The organism is Bradyrhizobium sp. S3.7.6, from assembly GCF_054061875.1.
Genome location: NZ_JBSSEQ010000001.1, coordinates 1,272,194 through 1,290,626, shown reverse-complemented (window position 1 = coordinate 1,290,626; position 18,433 = coordinate 1,272,194). Strand labels below are relative to the sequence as shown.

Sequence of the window (18,433 nt, the reverse complement as noted above, 5' to 3'; positions counted from 1 at the left end):
GTAACGGCGCGACGTGCGCGCTGTCGTCCCGGCCAGGCCGGAGCCGCCATGTCCGACCGCAGCACCCACTGGGACAACGTCTACGCCACCAAGGGCGAGGCCGAGGTAAGCTGGTTTCAGGACAGCCCAGCGATCTCCCTCGAGATGATCCGTTCGGCCCGTCCTGACCATGGCGCCGCCATCATCGACATCGGCGGCGGTGCTTCGCGGCTGGTGGACGCTCTCCTGCGGGACGGATACCGCGACCTCGCCGTGCTCGATCTCTCCGCCAACGCGCTTGAAGCGGCGAAGAAACGAATCGGCCGGGCGGCCTCAGCAGTCGACTGGATCGTTGCCGACGCCACGACATGGCGGCCGGGGCGCAGCTACAACGTCTGGCACGATCGCGCGGCATTTCACTTCCTGACCGATCCGCGCGACAGGGCCGCTTACGTCGAGCGCCTGCGGTCGGCGATTACGCCCGGCGGCCACGCCATCATCGCGACATTTGCGCTTGATGGCCCGGAGAAATGCAGCGGCCTTCCGGTGCAGCGGCACGATAGCGCGAGCCTTGCTGCGGAGCTTGGGCCGGAGTTCGAGCTGATCGAGACGCGGAGCGAGACGCACCACACGCCGTGGAAGTCGACCCAGGCGTTTCAGTTCAGCCGGTTTAAGCGACGCGGCTAGGACGAAGGAAAGTGCGGCGCCCTACGCCGCCAGCTTCACCGCATGCGCAAAGTCCCAATAGAGCTTGCGCGCTTTGGTGTAGAGCGGGCCCGGCTTCAGTTCGCGATCGTCGATGCGGATGACGGGGGCGACCTTGGCGAAATTGCCGGTCGAGAAGATCTCGTCGGCAGCGAGGAAGTCGGCATAGCGCAGCGTCTTCTCGACCACGGTAACGCCGTCGCCGCGCAGCAGGCTGATGACGCGCTGGCGCGTGATGCCGTTCAGGAACGTGCCGTTCGGGACCGGCGTGTAGACCACGCCGTCCTTGGCCATGAACACGTTGGAATTGCCGAACTCCGCGACATTGCCGAGCATGTCGAGCATCAGCGCGTTCTGGAAGCCGCGTCCGGCGGCTTCCGCGAGCGCGCGCGAATTGTTCGGATAGAGACAGGCGGCCTTGGCCTCGACCGGCGCGCATTCGGCGGTGGGCCTGCGGAACGGCGATAGCGTGATGGCGTTGCCGACGGGTTTCGGCATCGGCGCCTCGTAGATGCACAGGCACCAATTGGTCGTCTCGGGGTCGAACAGCACGCCGCCGCCCGAACCGTTCTGCGCCCAGTACATCGGACGGACGTACAGCTCGGCATTCGCGGTGAAGCGCGCGATGCCTTCGTGTGCGAGCAACAGCCAGGTGCCGGTGTCGACCACCGGCTTCAGACCAAAATTGATCGCGGATTGATTGGCGCGGGCGACGTGACGGTCGAGGTCGGGCGCGACGCCCTCGAACGCGCGCGCACCGTCGAACACGACCGAGCCGAGCCAGGCCGCATGCGTGCGCGGGCCCATGATCGGCACGTTGCCGTCGTGCCATTTGCCCTCGAAGAAGGTCCAGCTCGGCGAATATTCGATCGGTTTCTTGATCTCGGCCATGACCGGCCTCCCTTGGACATACCCGGGCACTATTGTCCCAATGTCTAAATGATTCCCTGCTGGGATATGGTGCGTTACCCTCTCCGACGAGGGAGAAGGATCCATGCCGCTCGATCCGCTTGCAAGGCGTTTGTTGACCATGATGGCTGCGGCCGCCCCGCAGGGGCGGAGCCGGCCGAGCGTCGAGGCACGGCGGCAGTCGCTGGCCAAGCTGATGCAGTTTGCACGCACTGATGCGCCGGATGTGACCACCGCCGACGGCACGCTTCCGGGTCCCGGTGGAGAGCTGCCCTATCGCCTTTATTCGCCCGCATCAGCCGGCGACCGCGCGCCGGGCTTCGTGTTCTTTCATGGCGGCGGGCTCGTGGCCGGCAGCATTGCGACGCATGACCGCATCGCGGCGGCGCTGGCGCATGTAACCGGCTGTCGCCTCGTCTCGGTCGATTACCGGCTCGCGCCTGAGCACAAATTTCCTGCCGCCGTCATTGATGCGATCGCGGCCACGGAGTGGGTCGCGCGGCAAGCTTCGTCGCTGGGCATCGACGCCGAACGGCTGGTGGTCGGCGGTGATTCCGCCGGCGCCACGCTCGCTGCGATCGTGTGCCAGGAAGCGATGCAGACCGCCGGCCTCTCGATCGTCGCGCAATGCCTGATCTGCCCGGTGCTGGATTTCGAGGAGACCTCGCCTTCACGCGAGGCATTCGCCGAAGGCCATCTGATCGATCGCGCCACCATCGAAGCCGATCTCGCCGATTACCTGCCTGATGGCATCGACACCGCCGACCCCCGCATCTCGCCCTTGCGCGCGACGCGGCTTGCAGGCCTGCCGACCGCGATCATCCACACCGCCGAATTCGATCCGATGCGCGACGAGGGCAATGCCTATGCGCGCAAGCTGCTCGCCGCGGGTGTCGCGGTCGAGCATGTCTGCCATGACGGCATGGTCCACAATTTCCACGCCATGGGCGCGATCCTGCCGCAGGCGCGGCTCGTGCTGTCGCAGATCGGCGAACAGGTTCGGCGGGCGGTGGAGAAATGAGGCACTTTCTTACCCTCTCCCCCTGTGGGAGAGGGTGGATCGCCGCGTAGCGGCGCTTCGCGCCACCTTCTCCCGCAAGGGGAGAAGAGAAGAAAGCATCACGCGCGCGCGCCGAGCACGGCCCGCGCCGCCACGACATATTCCAGCCAATGCGCATCCGCATAGCGCTCGGCCTGCCGTGCGCAGCTGACGTCAGGGGCATGGGCGGCGGCAATCGTGCGCGCGAATCGCTCTTCGGCGACCGTCACGTCGCCAGGCTCGGCCGACGGTACGCTAGCCGCCGCCGCGGTCGGAGCGACAGCGAGGCCCGCCAGACCAGTGAGCAGGATGCGGCGTGACGTGTTCATGGCTGTGTCCTTCCAATGTCCGGCCCGCACTCCGGCCGGCGCGTGTGTCAGTGCGATCACGGCAGGGTAGCCGCGCACATCCGTGCCGTCCATCGCTTACGGATACCGCTTGACCACCCGAGCGATCACGTTCCATCCAACAACGGTTCCGTCATCAAATCGCCACGCGTCGGATTGTCACGTGTCCCATCACAACCCATCGCATCGCCAGGCTTCACGCGCTGTCGCGATGGGACTGCTTTGTCTGACGATCTCGGCAGGCACTGCCTTCGCTGCCGACGATGAGGAAGACGCGCCGGCAAAGCCCGCTGTCCCCAACATCTACCTCGATCTTCGCACGATCCATGCGACCATCCCCGCCGGCACGCTCGGGCTCGGCTTCGGCAACACAACATTGTCGGCCGCATTCGAAGCGCTGGCGGTACGCAGAGGCACGACGCTGCCGAGCGGCTTGCCGGCGGCATCCGCAAGCGCGTAATGAGCGCGCAGGTCTTTGCCGACAAGGTTCAGTTCGGCCTCACCGTGAGCATCGGCATGGCGGAAGCCACCGTCAGCATGTCCGGCATCGACACGCTGATGGGAGCGGCCGATCATGCGCTCTACCAGACCAAGGCCGAAGGCCGCAATCGTTGCATCGCATGGGCGCCCCCGCCGCCTGCAAGCAAGGCGGGCGGAGTGATCGAAGGACGCGGCGTCTACTCCGGCACCGGCACGTCGAACGTGTTGAGGGTGACCGAGACCATGCAGTAGACGCCGACGAGATAGGACAGCTCGGCCGCGCCGTGCTCGCCGAACTCCTTCACCGCGGCGCGCCAGGTCAATTCCGGCAGCACGCCGCCGCCGACCAATGCGGCCGCCACGTCGTAGGCGACGGCTTCCTGCTTGGTGAGATCCACCGGCCGCTGCCCCGCGACGATGGTCGCGAGCTTCTCGTCGGAGAGGCCGCGCTGCTCGGCAACGAGCACATGAGCATAGAGCTCGTAGCCGGAGCGGAAATGCGAACCGGTGACGAGGATCGCGACCTCGCGCACCGGCGCAGGCAGCAGCGGGTTCGACGCGATTGCCTTGACCAGCTCCCACACCGGCTTGCCGAAACGTGGCTCGCAGACCCAGGGATTCCACGGCCCCAGCAGCGCGCCGTCGTCGCGCATGTTCACGAAGCCCTTGAAGTGGTCCTTGATGCCGGCTCGCATGTCGTCATAGAGCGGCTTCTGTTCGTCGCTCAGGTCTTTCGGATCGAGAATGGGAAGGCGCACGGCGGGGATCTCCTCGTTGAGAAGAGGCGAAGCTCACCCGCGTGTGCGTGCAAGGCAAGTGAAGTTGCCGTGACGATCGTGCCATTTTGGAAGTGGCAAGGAAACGTCGGCTAGGATGCCTCGGGGCTTGGTACGATCTGCGGATTTGCGACGTCGTCGACATCGAGCGTCAGCGGCTCGCCCGTCGTGAGGAACGACGACAGGGCCGCCTCGAACGGCGCAGGATCGAGGCGGCGCCCCTTCAGCCATTCGGGCTCGTAATAGGTCTGCCGGTAGCGCTCGCCGGAATCGCAGATCAGCGTCACCAGCGACCCTGATACGTTCGCCTGTCGCATCTCCGAGGCGAGGCGGCACAGTGCCAGGAAGTTGGTGCCGGTGGAGCCGCCGACCGCGCGGCGCAGTCGGCGCGACAGCACGTTCATCGCCGCGATCGTTGCCGCATCCGGGATCTTCATCATGCGGTCGACCACGCCGGGGACGAAGGAGGGTTCGCAGCGCGGCCGGCCGACGCCCTCGATCAACGATGGGCGTTCGCAAACGTGAGAGCGGTCCTGCGTGCGGAAGCAATCGAAGAAGGCGGAATGCTCGACATCGGCGACGCACAGCCGTGTCGGATACTGGCGAAAGCGCAAGTACCGTCCGATGGTGGCCGAGGTGCCGCCGGTGCCCGCACCCATGACAATCCAGTCGGGAATCGGACGCGGCTCACCCTGCAATTGCGTGAAGATCGATTCTGCGATGTTGTTGTTGCCGCGCCAATCGGTGGCGCGCTCGGCAAAGGTGAACTGGTCCATGTAGTGGCCGTTCAGCCGGGTAGCGAGCGCGGCGGCTTCCGCGTAGAGCGCGCGGCCGTCGTCGATCAGATGGCAGTTGCCGCTATAATGCTCGATCGCGGCGATCTTCTCCGCCGAGGTCGTGCGCGGCATCACGGCGTAGAAGGGCACGCCGATCATCTGCGCGAAATAGGCTTCCGACACCGCCGTCGATCCCGACGAGGCCTCGACCACGGGCGTGCCTTCGCGGATGTGGCCGTTGCAGAGCGCGTAGAGGAACAGCGAGCGCGCAAGGCGGTGCTTGAGGCTGCCGGTCGGATGCGTGGACTCATCCTTGAGATAGATGTCGATGCCTGATAGCGCCGGCACGATCAGCCGGATCAGATGCGTGTCGGCCGTGCGGCACTCGTCGGCCTCGATCGCGGCGACGGCCTCGTCCACCCAACCGCGCCGATAGGCCGGCCCGGCCGGATTGAGTTGGCGGAAGGGAAATGTCTGCATCGCCTGAATCTCCCATGATGCGGATCGCGCATCAATAGCAGCTGCTCAAAACTCCAGCGGCGCGTTGTCGACAACCTCCTTCATCACGAAGAAGGTGCGGGTCTGGCGCACGCCGGGCAGCGCGATCAGCTGTTCGCCGTGGATGCGGTTGAAATCCTCCATGTCGCCGACGCGGATCTTGAGGAAATAGTCGAAGTCGCCGGCGACGAGGTGGCAGTCGAGCACGCATTTCAGCCTGGTGATCGCCTGCTCGAAGGTGGCAAAACTCTCCGGGGTCGAGCGGTCGAGCACGACGCCGACCATCACCAGCGTGTCCTTCGCCACCTTCTTCGGCGCGACCATGGCGCGGACCGCGGCGATGAAGCCGTCCTCGAACAGGCGCTGGGTGCGGCGATGGCAGGTGGCGGGGCTGATGGCGACGGTTTCGGCCAGCTCGGCATTGCTGAGCCGGCCGTTATTTTGCAGCAATCTCAACATCTTAAGGTCGGTACGGTCGAGCCTGGCGGCCATGGAAGAAGCTTTCGCTATTGGGCTCAAGTTCGGAAGAAAATAGATCCTTTTGACGATCGACTGCAAGCTTTACGACAGTTGCTGCGCAATATTTGAAAGCACATTTGTCCACGGCAGTGCTAGGCGCTTGAGCCAATTCAACGCCAATCGGGATGACCCAATGATGCTGGACAAATTCACGCGCTATCCGCTGACCTTCGGCCCGACGCCCATCGAGAAGCTGGAGCGGTTGTCGAAGCATCTCGGCGGCAATGTCGAGATCTATGCCAAGCGCGAGGACTGCAATTCCGGCCTCGCCTATGGCGGCAACAAGCTGCGCAAGCTCGAATACATCATCCCGGACGCGATCGCCTCGAACGCGGACACGCTGGTCTCGATCGGTGGCGTGCAGTCCAACCACACCCGCATGATCGCGGCGGTCGCCGCCAAGATCGGCATGAAGTGCCGCCTGGTGCAGGAAGCCTGGGTGCCGCACGAGGACGCCGTCTATGACCGCGTCGGCAACATCATGCTGTCGCGCATCATGGGCGCCGACGTGCGCCTGGTCGACGACGGCTTCGACATCGGCATCCGCAAGAGCTGGGAGCAGGCGATCGAGGAGGTGAAGGCGGCGGGCGGCAAGCCTTACGCGATCCCCGCCGGTGCCTCCGTGCACAAATTCGGCGGCCTCGGCTATGTCGGCTTCGCCGAGGAAGTGCGCAAGCAGGAAGCCGAGCTCGGCTTCAAGTTCGACTACATCGTGGTCTGCACCGTCACCGGCTCGACCCATGCCGGCATGCTGGTCGGCTTCGCCGCCGACGGCCGCGCGCGAAAGGTGATCGGCATCGATGCGTCCTTCACGCCGGCGCAAACGAAGGCGCAGGTGCTCTCGATCGCGCAGAACACCGCCAAGCTCGTCGAGCTCGGCAAGGATATCGTCGAAGACGACGTCGTGCTGATCGAGGACTACGCCTATCCTGCCTACGGCGTGCCGTCGGAAGAGACCAAGGAAGCGATCCGCCTCACCGCACGGTTAGAGGCGATGATCACCGACCCTGTCTATGAGGGCAAATCGATGCAAGGCCTGATCGACCTGACCCAAAAGGGCCATTTCGAGAAGGGCGCAAAGATCCTCTACGCCCATCTCGGCGGCGCGCCGGCGCTCAACGGCTACGGTTACGCATTCCGGAACGGCTAGCCAAAGACCGTCGTCCCGGGCGCGACGAAGTCGCGAGCCCGGGACCCATACCACAGGATCGCATTTGGCGGAGACTCGTGGTTACCGGCTTGCCCCAACCACATCGTCCTGCGGTTATGGATCCCGGATCTGCGCTCCGCTTCGCTGCGCTTGCCCGGGATGACAGCAGAGAGATTGACCGCTACCGCGTCTTGACGATCTGGAGCAGCTCGTCGCCGTAATGCTCGAGCTTCTTGTCGCCGATGCCGGGCACGTTGCGGAGCTCGTCGAGCGTCGTCGGCCACGCCCGGACGATGCCGTCGATGGTCGCATCGTGCAGCACGACATAGGCCGGCACGCCGCGTTCGCGCGCGATGTCCGAACGCCAGGACCTCAGCCGCGCCCGCAATTCGGGATCGACATCGCCCTGCGGCGCGTTGGCCGCAGGCGCGAGGTCACCACGGCGGGATTTTGTCCGGCTCGCGCGAACGCGCGTGCCCGGCGCCTCCTCGCGCAGCCACACCTCGGTCTCGCCACGTAGCACGCCGCGCGCGCTCTCCGTCAGTTTCAGCGCGCCGAACGCCTCGCTGTCGCTGTACAAATGCCCCATCGCCACCAGCTGCCGCAGCACGGTGCGCCACTGCTTCTCGTTCAGCTCGCGCCCGATGCCGAACACGGACAATTTGTCGTGGCCGAACTGCGTCACCTTTTCGGTGAGGCGGCCAATCAGCACGTCGATCAGCTGCATCGCACCGAAACGCTGCCCGGTGCGATAGGCGCAGGACAGCAGCTTCTGCGCCAGCACCTTGCCGTCGCGCATCTTGGGCGGCGTCAGGCAGTTGTCGCAGTTGCCGCAATTGTTCGCCGTCTCCGCCTCGCCGAAATAGGCGAGCAGCCGCTTGCGCCGGCACTGCGCGGTCTCGGCGAGGCCGACCAGTGCGTCGAGCTTGCCGATCGACACCCGCTTGAAATCGTCAGAACCGCTGGACTCGTCGATCATGCGGCGCTGCTGCACGATGTCGGAGAGACCATAGGCCATCCAGGCCGCCGACGGCTTGCCGTCGCGCCCCGCCCGCCCCGTCTCCTGATAATAGGCCTCGATGCTCTTCGGCAGATCGAGATGGGCGACGAAGCGGACGTCGGGCTTGTCGATGCCCATGCCGAAGGCGATGGTCGCGACGATGACGATGCCGTCCTCGTTGAGGAACCGGTCCTGGTTGCGCGAGCGTATGCCGCTGTCGAGCCCGGCGTGATAGGGCAGCGCCGCAATGCCGGCGTCGTCGAGCGCGGCGGCAACCTCCTCGACGCGATTGCGCGACAGGCAATAGACCACGCCGGCGTCGCCCGCGTGCCGCTCCCGGATGAATTCTTTCAATTGCGACACGGCGTTGCGCTTGTCGACGATCTCGTAGCGGATATTCGGGCGGTCGAAGCTGGAGACGAATTGCGGGCTGTCGGCGAGCCGGAGGCGCTCGACGATCTCCTTGCGCGTCAGTTCGTCGGCGGTCGCAGTCAGCGCGATGCGCGGAACGTTCGGAAAACGTTCGGCGATGATGGAGAGGCCGACATACTCGGGACGGAAGTCATGACCCCATTGCGAGACGCAATGCGCCTCGTCGATCGCGAACAGCGCGACCTTCGCCTGCGCCAGCAGCGCCAGGCAGCGCGGCGTCACCAGGCGTTCCGGCGCGACATAGAGCAGGTCGAGATCGCCCGCGATCAGGCGGCGCTCGATGTCGGAAGCTTCCTGCAGCGTCAGCGACGAGTTCAGCGCCGCGGCGTTGACCCCGGCCTCGAGCAGGCCGGCGACCTGGTCGCGCATCAGCGCGATCAGCGGCGACACCACGATACCGCAACCTTCGCGCAGCAGTGACGGCAGTTGATAGCACAGCGACTTGCCGCCGCCGGTCGGCATCAAGACCAGGCAATTGCCGCCATCCGTGACGTGCCGGATGATCTCGCCCTGTGCACCACGGAACTCCGGCAGGCCGAACACCGAATGCAGCACCGACAGCGCGTCGCGGCCGTTGGCCGGCGCAGGCAGCGGGGCGGTGGAGGGAGCGGACATGGGTGCGTCGGTGCAAGGCCGTAGGATTCGTCACAAGGCCAGTCGCATGACCGCGCGGGCATGGCAAGACTGTTTGGATGGCAGGCAGGACTCTTCCCCTCTCCCCTTGCAGGAGAGGGTGGATCGCCGCGTAGCGGCGAGACGGGTGAGGGGTATCTATCCACGGATTCGGTAAAGCTTGCTCTGTGGAGACATAACCCTCATCCGGCGCCATAGCCGAAGCTTTGCTTCGGCGTTCCTAGGAACGGCGGCCGAAGGCCGCCTATGCCACCTTCTCCCGCAAGGGGAGAAGGAAGAAGAAGCTACGCCCCGATCCGTCGTAGCGCTTCCGCGACCGTCACGATCGGCATGTCGCGCTTCCCGGCCGCCTCCAGCGCATGGCGCATCAGGTGCGGCGTGCAGCCGTAGGGGCTTGGCGCGTCGGCGACGTCGTGGCCGTAGAAGATCAGCCATCCGCCGCTCGCCACCGCCTCGTCGAAATAGCGATCGACGCCAGCAATATCGATCTCGCGATCGACCAGAGGCGAGGCGCGTAGGAACTGGAGGTCGATGACGTCGCGATTGACGCCGGGAAGGATGCCGCGCGCCGAGCGAAAGGCCTTTGCAAGCTGCGGCTTGCGCCAGACCGAGGCGATTCCATAGGGGTAGGCGAAGTTCTCCAGCACGATCGAGGAATCGATGGCGTGGAAATGGCTGCGGTTACGCTCGATCTCGCGCGCCATGGCGGCCTCGTCGAGATCGGCCGAGCTCTGGTGCGAAAAGGTATGGCAGGCAATCTCGTGACCGGCCCGGTGAAGCCGCACGATCGCGTCGTTCGACAGGCCGTGCCAGTGATCCGACGGACGATCGATCAGGCTGCCGGCGAGGTAATAGGTGCCGCGGCCACCATGCGTCTCCAGAAGCGCGGCGCCCTCGCCTGCGGCGCTATCGGGCGCGTCGTCAAACGTGAAGCTCACCATCGGCGCATGCGCAGGCAGCCGGTGCGGCGCGGCACGGAAATGCCGGGCCAGCCGATTGCTCACGCGTCCCTGGAGTGCCGACCACACGACTGCGTTTCCTGCGGTTCCCTATTTCTCTACTGAAACATTCGTGCGCTGGTAGAGGCAAGCCTAACGCCCGGGTAATCCTAATGCGGAACCAACGCCCTTCGTCTAGCGTGCCAGGACCGAAATATCGGCTTCCGCACCGAGATATTGCAGCCAGTTGCGGAAAAGCGCCGCCGCGGCGCTGCCGGCAGCGATATCGGCGCGCAGATTCAGCGCAGGCAGTTCGTTGGTGAGCGCCGGGTGGCGCTGTTGGGTCGCCTTCTTCTCGAAGCGGGCGAGCTTCTCTTCAGTCGCTGCGTCAAAATAACTCACGGGCAGGTGCGGATACGCCTCGCGCTCGCGCGCGAGATAGCGGCCGATGTCGCGCAGATATTCGCGCTGGAGCGACAGCGCATCGTATTCCGGGTGGCCCTGGAAGAAGACGAAGCGGCTGGCATATTGCCTGACGAAGATATCGATGCCGGCCTTTGCCGAACGCGTCAGCACCTGATAGCCGGCCTGCGTGAGATCGCTCTCGGCGATCTCGTTCAGGCGCGAATGCGAGACCTTGAGGGGCGCAGGCGCAGCGCGCGTCAGCGCATCGTTCGTCGCAGTTTCGCAGTCGAAAATGCCGTGACATTTGGCCGGGAGCCGCCGCCGCGCGATGCCGTCGAGATGCAGCACCGCCGCATGCGCGGCGAGGCACGACCAGATCGTCGAGCGCGTGTTGACCTTGGCCCAGTCGATCAGGTCGGTGAGGTCGCGCCAATACGGCTCCTGGTCGAGCTCGGGCGCGACCGGCTCGGCGCCGGTCACGATCAGCCCGTCGAACTTGTGGTGCCTGAGCTCGCTGAGTTCCGAATATTCGCTTTCGACATGCCACTTCGCCTCGGGCGACCGCTTCACCGAGGGCAGCGAGAAACAATGGAAACGGATACGGCGCGGACCTGCGGCCGCCTGGAGCAGCTTCATGAACTGCCGCTCGGTCGCCTTCAGCGCTGGATCCGGCATGTTGTTGATCAGGCCGATCGTGAGATCGGCGAAACCGTGGTCGCGCGCGAAATCGCCCTCGGCCGGCACCAGCGCCGGGCTCGATATACCTTGATCCCTGTCGATCAAGATCGTCATCGGCGCCGGCGCCTACTCCGCGGCCTGGAGGCGGGCCGACGGGCAGGCCTTCTCGAGCGCCTGATCGATGTCCGCGATGATATCTGCCGAATGCTCGATGCCGATTGACAGGCGGATCGTCTCCGGCAGCACGCCGGCAACGCGCTGCTGCTCCGCCGACATCTGCCGGTGCGTGGTCGAGGCCGGATGGCACGCCAGCGACTTGGCATCGCCGATATTGACCAGGCGTGTGATCAGCTTCAGCGCATCGTAGAAGGTCTTGCCGGCCTCCATGCCGCCCTTGATACCGAAGGTGAACAGCGAGGAGGCGTTACCGTCGAGGTATTTCTGAACGAGCGGGTAATAGGGGCTGTCCGGAAAGCCGGTGTAGTTGACCCAGGCAACGCGCGAGTCCTTGCGCAGGAATTCGGCGACCTTGCGCGCGTTCTCGACATGGCGCTCCATGCGCAGCGCGACGGTCTCGATGCCCTGGAGCAGCAGGAAGGCGTTGAACGGCGACAGCACCGATCCCATGGTGCGCTGATAGACGCTGCGGGCGCGTTCGATATAGGCGGTTCGGCCGAAGCGCTCGGCATAGACGAGGCCGTGATAGGAGGCGTCCGGCTTGTTGTAGCCGGGGAAGCGGTCGGCGTGCTTCGCCCAGGGGAAATTTCCGGAATCGACGATCGCACCACCGAGCGTGGTGCCGTGGCCGCCCAGAAACTTGGTGAGCGAATGCACGGCGATGTCGGCGCCGTAATCGAACGGCTTAAGCAGGATCGGGGTCGCGACGGTGTTGTCCACGATCAGCGGCACGCCGTGCGCATGCGCGATCTTGGCGAGAGCCTCGATGTCGCAGACATTGCCGGCCGGATTGCCGATGGTCTCGGCGAACACGGCGCGCGTATTCTCGTCGATCAGTTTTGCGATCGCATCCGGCTTGTCGCTCTCGGCGAAACGGCCGTTGATGCCCTGCCGCGGCAGGATGTGCGAGAGCAGCGTGTGCGTGGTGCCGTAGAGCTGCGGCACGGAAACGATGTTGCCGCCGTGATCGGCGACGTTGACGAAGGCGAAATGCAGCGCAGCCTGGCCGGTCGCGACCGCGAGCGCGCCGACGCCGCCTTCGAGCTGGGCGATACGCTTCTCCAGCACCGCGCTGGTCGGATTGGCGATGCGGCTGTAGCGAAAACCCTCGGCCTCGAGATTGAAGAGCGCGGCGCCGTGATCGGCGCTGTCGAAGGCATAGGCCGCGGTCTGGTAGATCGGCACCGCAACCGCGTGCGTGGTGGCTTCTGGCTCGTAGCCGGCGTGAATAGCGATCGTCTCGTTGCGCATCGTGCCACCTCCGCGTGGAGCGGGCCGCACTTATTGGCCTGTATGAGGCATGTGCGTTCTCCGCCGTTCCTCTGTTAGAGGCGGGTGGTAAAGCGGACAATAATTCGCCTAGAGATCGAGGAAGTAACCCTAACGATTGTTGGTGAATTGGCTAAAATTTGAATCGAATTGGATTAATGAATTGCTGCGAGCAAACGCGGCAGTGACGGTGCTTTCCCTTCTCCCCTTGCGGGAGAAGGTGGCGCGAAGCGCCGGATGAGGGGTATCTGTCCATACGGCTAAATGCTCGCCTGTGGGGAGAGACCCCTCATCCGTCTCGCCGCTTTGCCATAGCCGATGCAAAGCATCGGCGTTCTAAGGACGGCGGCCGAAGGTCGCCTATGCCACCCTCTCCCACAAGAAGGGGGGAGGGTGAGAGTACTCCCTACTCCATCGTCTCCCAGAGCCGGTGAGCGAGCACACCGGCACGCTTCTCGATCGCGGCCGCCGCATCGAGCGCGAGGTCCTCGCGATAGCGGCCGGCGATGAGCTGCACGCCGATCGGCTTGCCGTCATGCAGGGTCACCGGCACCACCGCGCCGGGCAGGCCCAGCACGTTGATGGCGGAGATGAAGCGGATCTCGCCCCAGAAGATTTCCTTCACGCGATCGGCACTGACGGTGTCGTCGCGCGGACCCGGCGTCGGCTTCACCGTGGTCGGCGCCAGCACGACCGGATACTCCTCGAAGAACAATTGCCAGGCGCGGATATGGCCGTTGCGTGCGGCCGTCGCCTGCATCCAGGCCTTGAGATCAAGCACATTGGCCTTGGTCTTCATGCCGCCCCAGGCCTTGTGGAAGTCCTCGGACGTCACCTTCAGCATGCCGGCCTCCTGCATCACCACGGTCTCGTTGGTGATGATGTCGCACCAGGTCTGCCAGACGCCGTCGATGTCGGGGACATCGACCTCGGTCACGCGATAGCCGGAACGCTCCAGGTGATCGGCGGCCTGCCGCAGCGCCGCGCGGACGGATGGATCGACGTCCATATCCTCCGGAATCCTGGCCAGTGCGACCTTGATCGGTCCCTTCGGCTTCGGCCCGGCCAGCGGCGCCGGCACCCACCAGGGATCGCGCGGATCGCGCTGGCTCATCACATCGAGCGCGAGGCGGACGTCGCCGACGTGGCGGGCGAGCGGGCCCTGCGCCGACATCAGATGCGCCAGCATCGGACGCTCGGCCGTGGCGCTTCCGTTGAAGGCGGGGATGCGGCCCTGCGTCGGCTTGATGGTGGCAACGCCGTTGCAGTGCGCCGGCCAGCGCAGCGAGCCGCCGATGTCGTTGCCATGGGCGATGGTGCCGATGCCGGCGGCCACCGCCGAGCCCGCTCCGCCCGAAGAGCCGCCGCAGGTGATGTTCGGGTCCCAGGGGTTCAGCGTCAGCCCGTGCAGCGGATTGTCGGTGAAGCCGCGGAAGGAGAATTCCGGCGTGTTGGTGAGGCCGATGACGATCGCGCCGGCTTTCTTGAGATTGCGCACCACGGGCGAGTCCGACGGCGCGACTAAATCCTTGTTGGCGGGCACGCCGTTGAAATTCGGCCGGCCTTCGTAGTCGACATTCTCCTTGATCGTGATGGGCACGCCGTGCAGCAGGCCGAGCGCGCCGCCCTTGGCGCGCTGCTTGTCGGCCGCATGCGCAGCCTTCAGCGCTTCCTCGCTGAGATCGACGATAACCGCGTTCAGCCGCGGATTGACGGCGCGCATCCGTTCGAGATGCGCTTCGACGGTCTCGACCGCGGAGATCGCGCCGTTGCGGATCGCGGCTGCGGTGTCGACCGCGGACCATTGCCAGACCGGACCTTTCGGACGGCGTGCCGTGGCCGCCTTACGCGGTGCCGGCTTCTTGACCGTCTTCTTGGCCGCCTTCGCAACGGCCACCTTGCGGGCGGTGCTCGCCTTGACCGAGGTCTTCGTTACTTTCCTTGCAACACTTTTCTTCTTCGTCGCCGTCTTCTTCGCCACGCCGCATCTCCAAAAAATTGCGCGGCGGAGGTTATGGAGATCACGCGAGCGTGTACAGGCGCGTTTCTGCATGGCGCGTCGCCGCGACGCTCTGCCACGGGCCGGCGCGAGTGACGCGCATGAACCTTTGGCCCCGCTGTCCTGACCCATATACTGGTTGAATAGTGGAACAAACCACCGCCAAGATTGTGTCATCAAGATTGTGCCATGGCGATTAGGTTTTTGACGTAGCTATTCTGACAGCGACGCATCGGAGCATTTGCCATGCTCGTGGAATTCGACAGCGGATACGACCAGCAACCCTTCCGCGATCTGTGCGCCGACTATCCGGGCGCTGAAACCTACGATCCCGACGATTTCCGGATTGAATGGGGGCCGATCTTTCACCGCGGCCGGCTCGACGGATCGGCGCGTGTGCTCGTCGTCGGTCAGGATCCCGCCCCAGCACGAGACGATCGTGCGCAGAATTCTGGTCGGCACCGCGGGGCGCCGCACTCAGGGCTTTCTCGCCAAGCTCGGCATCACGCGGAGCTACGTGATGGTGAACACCTTCCTGTACAGCGTCTACGGGCAGAGCGGCGGCAACAAGCACAAGAACGAGCCGGGCATCGTCGAGTATCGCAACAAATGGTTCAAGGCCGTGCTCGCGCCGGGCAATATCGAAGCCGTTGTCTCACTCGGCGGCCTCGCCGACGAGGCGTGGAAGTCTTGGCTCAAGACGCCCGACGGCGAGGCCTACAAGACCCTCGCCTATCAGCATATCACGCACCCGACCTGGCCGGAAAGCTCGGCCCACGATAACGCGACGCGGGCCGCGAACACGAAGATCATGCTGACCAAGTGGAATGCCGCGCTCGCGGCTCTCGCGCCTGGGCTCCAGCATCCCGACGTGCCGACGACGCTCGTGCCGTACGGCGACGCCTTCAAGCCGACCGAGCTCTTCGACATCATCGCAAAGGATCTTCCCGCCGGACTGCCGGCCTGGATGCGCGGAGACACGCCATGGGCCGTGCGCCAGGGCGCCGACGCGGCCACCAAGCGGCGCACGATCACGATCACCATCCCCGACGGAGTGATCCCATGAGCCCGGCTGCCAACCCGAAACGATGGGCCCTGAGCGGGCGGATCGTGACGATGACCACCGAGGGCGACGTCATCAAGAGCGGGACGATCTTCATCGAGGACAATCGCATCGCGGCGATCGTACCCAAGGGACAGCCGGCCCCGGCAGGCTTCGAGGCCGTCGTTGCAGTGGCGACCGGCGGCACCATCTATCCTGGCCTGATCGAGCTGCATAATCACCTGAGCTACAACATCCTGCCGCTCTGGCGCGTGCCGCAGCCCTACGGCAATCGCGACCAATGGCAGAATGCCAAATCGTACAAGACGTCGGTCACCGGCCCCATGAGCGCGATCGCGCTCGCCGACGACGGCTCGCTGCTGCCGGCCCTGGTCCGCTATGTCGAAGCCAAGTGCATGGTCGCAGGGACCACGACGAGCCAGGGGATCACGCTGTCGAACTGGAGCGGCACGATCCACAAATATTACAAGGGCGCGTTGCGCGCCGCCGAGATCGGCAGCCCGCCCGATCTGCCGCGGGCACACTCGAAGATTCCCGACATCGATGCCGAGGATTGGGCGAAGTTCGACAACGAGTTGAAATCGTCATCGTGCTTCCTGCTGCATCTCAGCGAAGGCATCGACACCAAGGCGCATAGCCACTTCCTCGCCTTGCGCAATTCCGAGGGAGATTGGGCGATCGAGCCGTCACTCGCCGGCATTCATTGCACGGCACTCGATGCGACCGACTTCGGAACGATGGCCGAAAACCATGCCAAGGTCGTCTGGTCGCCCCTGAGCAATCTCCTGCTCTACGGAAAGACGACCAATGTCGTTGCTGCGCGCACGGCCGGCCTCACCATTGCGCTCGGTTCTGACTGGTCGCCGTCCGGCAGCAAGAACCTGCTCGGCGAGCTGAAGGCGGCCAAGGTCGTGTCCGCGCATTTCAATCTCGGCTTCAGCGACTACGACATCGTCTCGATGGCGACGCGCAATCCGGCCGCGATCCTCAAGTGGGATACGAAGCTGGGAACGATTGCCAATGGCAAGTTCGCCGACCTTCTGGTCGTGAAGGGAGTCACCGGCGATCCCTACGCTCATCTGATCAAATCGCGCGAGCAGGACATCGTCCTGGTCACCATCGGCGGACGAGCCCGTTATGGGACGAAGACGGTCATGCAAAAGGCAGGCGGAATCGGCGAGGCGCTCAAGATCGGCAGCAGCGCGCGAGTGATCGACTTCACCTCGCCCGACCAGGATCCCGGGATCGAGAGGATCACGCTGGCGGAGGCGACGAGCCGCCTCCGTGCCGCGCTCGGCAATCTCGGCACCTTGCAACCGCACAGCCTCGCCATGAGTGATGCGATCGCCCGCGGAGCGGTGTCACGCACCGGATGGCGTCTCGCGCTCGACGAGCAGTTCGGCAACAACGTCCAGCTCCGCCCGCGGCTGGAATATAACGGCGTCAGGACCGGTCCGGATTTGGCGGCGGTCGCGGCAGCGGCCGAGCCGCTGCACCCGATCAAGCTGGATGGCCTCACGGTATCAGGCGATCCCGCGTTTCTGGACACGCTGAAGAACGAGCCGAATCTTCCAGCGGGAATCGCGACCGCGATCGCGGCCTTTTACTAGTTCTCCGTCACACCAGCGGTGGGTTAAGGCGCGCAAAGCCTTCCTGGATGCGATAGGGGTAGTAGGGATAAGGCGGCATCACGGCGCTGACCTCGTCGAGACGCGCGATCTGCGCAGCGCTGAGCGACCAGCCAACCGCGCCGAGATTGTCGCGCAACTGCGCTTCGTCGCGGGCGCCGATGATCACCGAGGATACGGTCGGACGCGACAGCAGCCAGGCGATAGCGATTTGCGGCACGGTGCGGCCGGTCTCCGCGGCGATCGTCTCAAGCACGTCGACGATGGCATAGAGACGCTCATCATCCACGGGCGGGCCGAACTGCGCAGTGGCGTGCAGACGGCTGCTCGCAGGGAGCGGCTTTCCGCACCGGATCTTGCCGGTGAGCCGGCCCCAGCCGAGCGGGCTCCAGACCAGCGCGCCGACGCCCTGGTCGCGTGCGAGCGGCATCAGCTCCCATTCGTAGTCGCGGCCGAGCAGCGAGTAATAGACCTGATGTGCGACATGGCGCGGCCAGCCGTGCCGGTCAGCGATGGAGAGCGACTTCATCAGCTGCCAGCCGGCGAAATTGGAGACACCGACATAGCGGAGCTTGCCGGCGCGTACGAGCGTATCGAGCGTGGACAGCACCTCCTCGATCGGCGTGAACGCATCGAAGGCATGGAGCTGGAGCAGATCGAGGTAATCGGTGCCGAGCCGCCGCAGCGCTGCTTCGACCGAGGCGACCAGACGATATCGCGAAGAGCCGGCATCGAGCGGACCATCGCCCATCGGCAGGCTCATCTTGGTGGAGATCAGCACCTTGTCGCGGCGTCCCCTGATCGCGGCGCCGAGGATTTCCTCGGATGCGCCGTTCGAATAGACATCGGCGCTGTCGAACAGGTTGACGCCGGCCTCGAGGCAGATGTCGACCAGCCTGCGCGCTTCGTCGGCGCCGCTGCGGCCCCAGGCCGAGAATAGCGGGCCTTGGCCGCCAAACGTGCCGGTGCCGAAGCTGAGGACGGGTACCCTGAGGCCGGAGGCACCGAGATTGCGATATTCCATGATCATTCT

The 18,433-nt window shown here is 65.0% G+C and carries 19 protein-coding genes; 7 read left to right on the top strand and 12 right to left on the bottom strand.

Annotated elements, in window-relative coordinates:
• The first annotated feature begins 48 nt into the window (after nucleotides 1-48).
• Nucleotides 49-666: a class I SAM-dependent methyltransferase gene (locus ACVJ5M_RS06120; RefSeq protein ID WP_063980557.1), complete on the top strand. Its 618-nt coding sequence runs from the start codon at nucleotides 49-51 to the stop codon at nucleotides 664-666.
• Nucleotides 667-687: 21 nt separating this feature from the next.
• Here ACVJ5M_RS06120 and ACVJ5M_RS06115 read toward each other — a convergent pair whose 3' ends face one another.
• Nucleotides 688-1,575: a branched-chain amino acid aminotransferase gene (locus tag ACVJ5M_RS06115; RefSeq protein ID WP_063980556.1), complete on the bottom strand. Its 888-nt coding sequence runs from the start codon at nucleotides 1,573-1,575 to the stop codon at nucleotides 688-690.
• A gap of 103 nt (nucleotides 1,576-1,678) precedes the next feature.
• Between ACVJ5M_RS06115 and ACVJ5M_RS06110 the strand changes: the two genes are divergently transcribed.
• Entirely contained in the window at nucleotides 1,679-2,614 is a 936-nt protein-coding gene (locus tag ACVJ5M_RS06110; protein WP_283017954.1) for an alpha/beta hydrolase, read from the top strand.
• Nucleotides 2,615-2,712: 98 nt separating this feature from the next.
• Here ACVJ5M_RS06110 and ACVJ5M_RS06105 read toward each other — a convergent pair whose 3' ends face one another.
• Nucleotides 2,713-2,961, bottom strand: coding sequence for a hypothetical protein (locus tag ACVJ5M_RS06105; protein WP_063986016.1), 249 nt, complete (start codon nucleotides 2,959-2,961; stop codon nucleotides 2,713-2,715).
• Nucleotides 2,962-3,190: 229 nt separating this feature from the next.
• On the opposite strand from ACVJ5M_RS06105, the gene ACVJ5M_RS06100 reads away from it, so the two are divergent.
• Nucleotides 3,191-3,439, top strand: coding sequence for a hypothetical protein (locus ACVJ5M_RS06100; protein WP_063980554.1), 249 nt, complete (start codon nucleotides 3,191-3,193; stop codon nucleotides 3,437-3,439).
• Nucleotides 3,439-3,711, top strand: a complete 273-nt coding sequence (locus ACVJ5M_RS06095) for a diguanylate cyclase domain-containing protein (RefSeq protein WP_456679265.1) — start codon at nucleotides 3,439-3,441, stop codon at nucleotides 3,709-3,711. Before ACVJ5M_RS06100 ends, ACVJ5M_RS06095 begins: the two co-directional genes overlap by 1 nt.
• Here the strand turns inward: ACVJ5M_RS06095 and ACVJ5M_RS06090 are convergent.
• From ACVJ5M_RS06090 to ACVJ5M_RS06080, 3 genes are all read right to left on the bottom strand, one after another.
• On the bottom strand, nucleotides 3,657-4,217 hold the full coding sequence (locus ACVJ5M_RS06090; RefSeq protein ID WP_063980552.1) for a carboxymuconolactone decarboxylase family protein: 561 nt from the start codon (nucleotides 4,215-4,217) through the stop codon (nucleotides 3,657-3,659). The two genes, ACVJ5M_RS06095 and ACVJ5M_RS06090, sit on opposite strands and share 55 nt — an antisense overlap.
• Before the next feature lie 110 nt (nucleotides 4,218-4,327).
• Nucleotides 4,328-5,491, bottom strand: a complete 1,164-nt coding sequence (locus ACVJ5M_RS06085) for a PLP-dependent cysteine synthase family protein (RefSeq protein ID WP_231143787.1) — start codon at nucleotides 5,489-5,491, stop codon at nucleotides 4,328-4,330.
• A gap of 45 nt (nucleotides 5,492-5,536) precedes the next feature.
• Entirely contained in the window at nucleotides 5,537-6,001 is a 465-nt protein-coding gene (locus ACVJ5M_RS06080) for an Lrp/AsnC family transcriptional regulator (protein WP_456679264.1), read from the bottom strand.
• A 163-nt stretch (nucleotides 6,002-6,164) separates the two neighbouring features.
• Between ACVJ5M_RS06080 and ACVJ5M_RS06075 the strand changes: the two genes are divergently transcribed.
• Complete coding sequence (locus ACVJ5M_RS06075; RefSeq protein WP_063986015.1) at nucleotides 6,165-7,178, top strand: 1-aminocyclopropane-1-carboxylate deaminase; 1,014 nt, start codon at nucleotides 6,165-6,167, stop codon at nucleotides 7,176-7,178.
• A 181-nt stretch (nucleotides 7,179-7,359) separates the two neighbouring features.
• Here ACVJ5M_RS06075 and recQ read toward each other — a convergent pair whose 3' ends face one another.
• The 6 genes from recQ to ACVJ5M_RS06045 all read right to left on the bottom strand — a co-directional run bounded on the left by recQ (nucleotide 7,360) and on the right by ACVJ5M_RS06045 (nucleotide 15,171).
• Nucleotides 7,360-9,225: a DNA helicase RecQ gene (gene recQ / locus ACVJ5M_RS06070; RefSeq protein ID WP_063980551.1), complete on the bottom strand. Its 1,866-nt coding sequence runs from the start codon at nucleotides 9,223-9,225 to the stop codon at nucleotides 7,360-7,362.
• A 302-nt stretch (nucleotides 9,226-9,527) separates the two neighbouring features.
• Nucleotides 9,528-10,271: a polysaccharide deacetylase family protein gene (locus ACVJ5M_RS06065; RefSeq protein WP_063980550.1), complete on the bottom strand. Its 744-nt coding sequence runs from the start codon at nucleotides 10,269-10,271 to the stop codon at nucleotides 9,528-9,530.
• Between the two features lie 105 nt (nucleotides 10,272-10,376).
• A complete protein-coding gene (gene metA / locus ACVJ5M_RS06060) occupies nucleotides 10,377-11,378 on the bottom strand; it encodes a homoserine O-succinyltransferase MetA (protein ID WP_063980549.1) in 1,002 nt (333 codons plus the stop codon).
• 12 nt (nucleotides 11,379-11,390) lie between these two features.
• Entirely contained in the window at nucleotides 11,391-12,692 is a 1,302-nt protein-coding gene (locus tag ACVJ5M_RS06055; protein WP_063980548.1) for an O-acetylhomoserine aminocarboxypropyltransferase/cysteine synthase family protein, read from the bottom strand.
• Between the two features lie 424 nt (nucleotides 12,693-13,116).
• The gene (locus ACVJ5M_RS06050) at nucleotides 13,117-14,691 is read right to left on the bottom strand and encodes an amidase family protein (RefSeq protein ID WP_354100024.1); all 1,575 of its coding nucleotides are present in this window, start codon (nucleotides 14,689-14,691) and stop codon (nucleotides 13,117-13,119) included.
• Between the two features lie 231 nt (nucleotides 14,692-14,922).
• Complete coding sequence (locus ACVJ5M_RS06045) at nucleotides 14,923-15,171, bottom strand: hypothetical protein (protein WP_456679263.1); 249 nt, start codon at nucleotides 15,169-15,171, stop codon at nucleotides 14,923-14,925.
• On the opposite strand from ACVJ5M_RS06045, the gene ACVJ5M_RS06040 reads away from it, so the two are divergent.
• Nucleotides 15,149-15,775 (top strand): uracil-DNA glycosylase, encoded by a 627-nt coding sequence (locus ACVJ5M_RS06040; protein ID WP_456679262.1) that lies wholly within the window; start codon nucleotides 15,149-15,151, stop codon nucleotides 15,773-15,775. The genes ACVJ5M_RS06045 and ACVJ5M_RS06040 overlap by 23 nt on opposite strands.
• A complete protein-coding gene (locus tag ACVJ5M_RS06035) occupies nucleotides 15,772-17,382 on the top strand; it encodes an amidohydrolase family protein (RefSeq protein ID WP_063980545.1) in 1,611 nt (536 codons plus the stop codon). The genes ACVJ5M_RS06040 and ACVJ5M_RS06035 overlap by 4 nt, the downstream gene beginning before the upstream one ends.
• Before the next feature lie 7 nt (nucleotides 17,383-17,389).
• Here the strand turns inward: ACVJ5M_RS06035 and ACVJ5M_RS06030 are convergent, their stop codons facing one another.
• Entirely contained in the window at nucleotides 17,390-18,424 is a 1,035-nt protein-coding gene (locus ACVJ5M_RS06030; protein ID WP_231143784.1) for an aldo/keto reductase, read from the bottom strand.
• Nucleotides 18,425-18,433: the final 9 nt, after the last annotated feature.

Excerpts from the sequence above, each read along its gene's own strand:
- ACVJ5M_RS06120 (WP_063980557.1), top strand. The coding sequence starts at position 49 with ATGTCCGACCGCAGCACCCACTGGGACAACGTCTACGCCACCAAGGGC.
- ACVJ5M_RS06115 (WP_063980556.1), bottom strand. The coding sequence starts at position 1,575 with ATGGCCGAGATCAAGAAACCGATCGAATATTCGCCGAGCTGGACCTTC.
- ACVJ5M_RS06110 (WP_283017954.1), top strand. The coding sequence starts at position 1,679 with ATGCCGCTCGATCCGCTTGCAAGGCGTTTGTTGACCATGATGGCTGCG.
- ACVJ5M_RS06105 (WP_063986016.1), bottom strand. The coding sequence starts at position 2,961 with ATGAACACGTCACGCCGCATCCTGCTCACTGGTCTGGCGGGCCTCGCT.
- ACVJ5M_RS06100 (WP_063980554.1), top strand. The coding sequence starts at position 3,191 with ATGGGACTGCTTTGTCTGACGATCTCGGCAGGCACTGCCTTCGCTGCC.
- ACVJ5M_RS06095 (WP_456679265.1), top strand. The coding sequence starts at position 3,439 with ATGAGCGCGCAGGTCTTTGCCGACAAGGTTCAGTTCGGCCTCACCGTG.
- ACVJ5M_RS06085 (WP_231143787.1), bottom strand. The coding sequence starts at position 5,491 with ATGCAGACATTTCCCTTCCGCCAACTCAATCCGGCCGGGCCGGCCTAT.
- ACVJ5M_RS06080 (WP_456679264.1), bottom strand. The coding sequence starts at position 6,001 with ATGGCCGCCAGGCTCGACCGTACCGACCTTAAGATGTTGAGATTGCTG.
- ACVJ5M_RS06075 (WP_063986015.1), top strand. The coding sequence starts at position 6,165 with ATGCTGGACAAATTCACGCGCTATCCGCTGACCTTCGGCCCGACGCCC.
- recQ (WP_063980551.1), bottom strand. The coding sequence starts at position 9,225 with ATGTCCGCTCCCTCCACCGCCCCGCTGCCTGCGCCGGCCAACGGCCGC.
- metA (WP_063980549.1), bottom strand. The coding sequence starts at position 11,378 with ATGACGATCTTGATCGACAGGGATCAAGGTATATCGAGCCCGGCGCTG.
- ACVJ5M_RS06055 (WP_063980548.1), bottom strand. The coding sequence starts at position 12,692 with ATGCGCAACGAGACGATCGCTATTCACGCCGGCTACGAGCCAGAAGCC.
- ACVJ5M_RS06035 (WP_063980545.1), top strand. The coding sequence starts at position 15,772 with ATGAGCCCGGCTGCCAACCCGAAACGATGGGCCCTGAGCGGGCGGATC.
- ACVJ5M_RS06030 (WP_231143784.1), bottom strand. The coding sequence starts at position 18,424 with ATGGAATATCGCAATCTCGGTGCCTCCGGCCTCAGGGTACCCGTCCTC.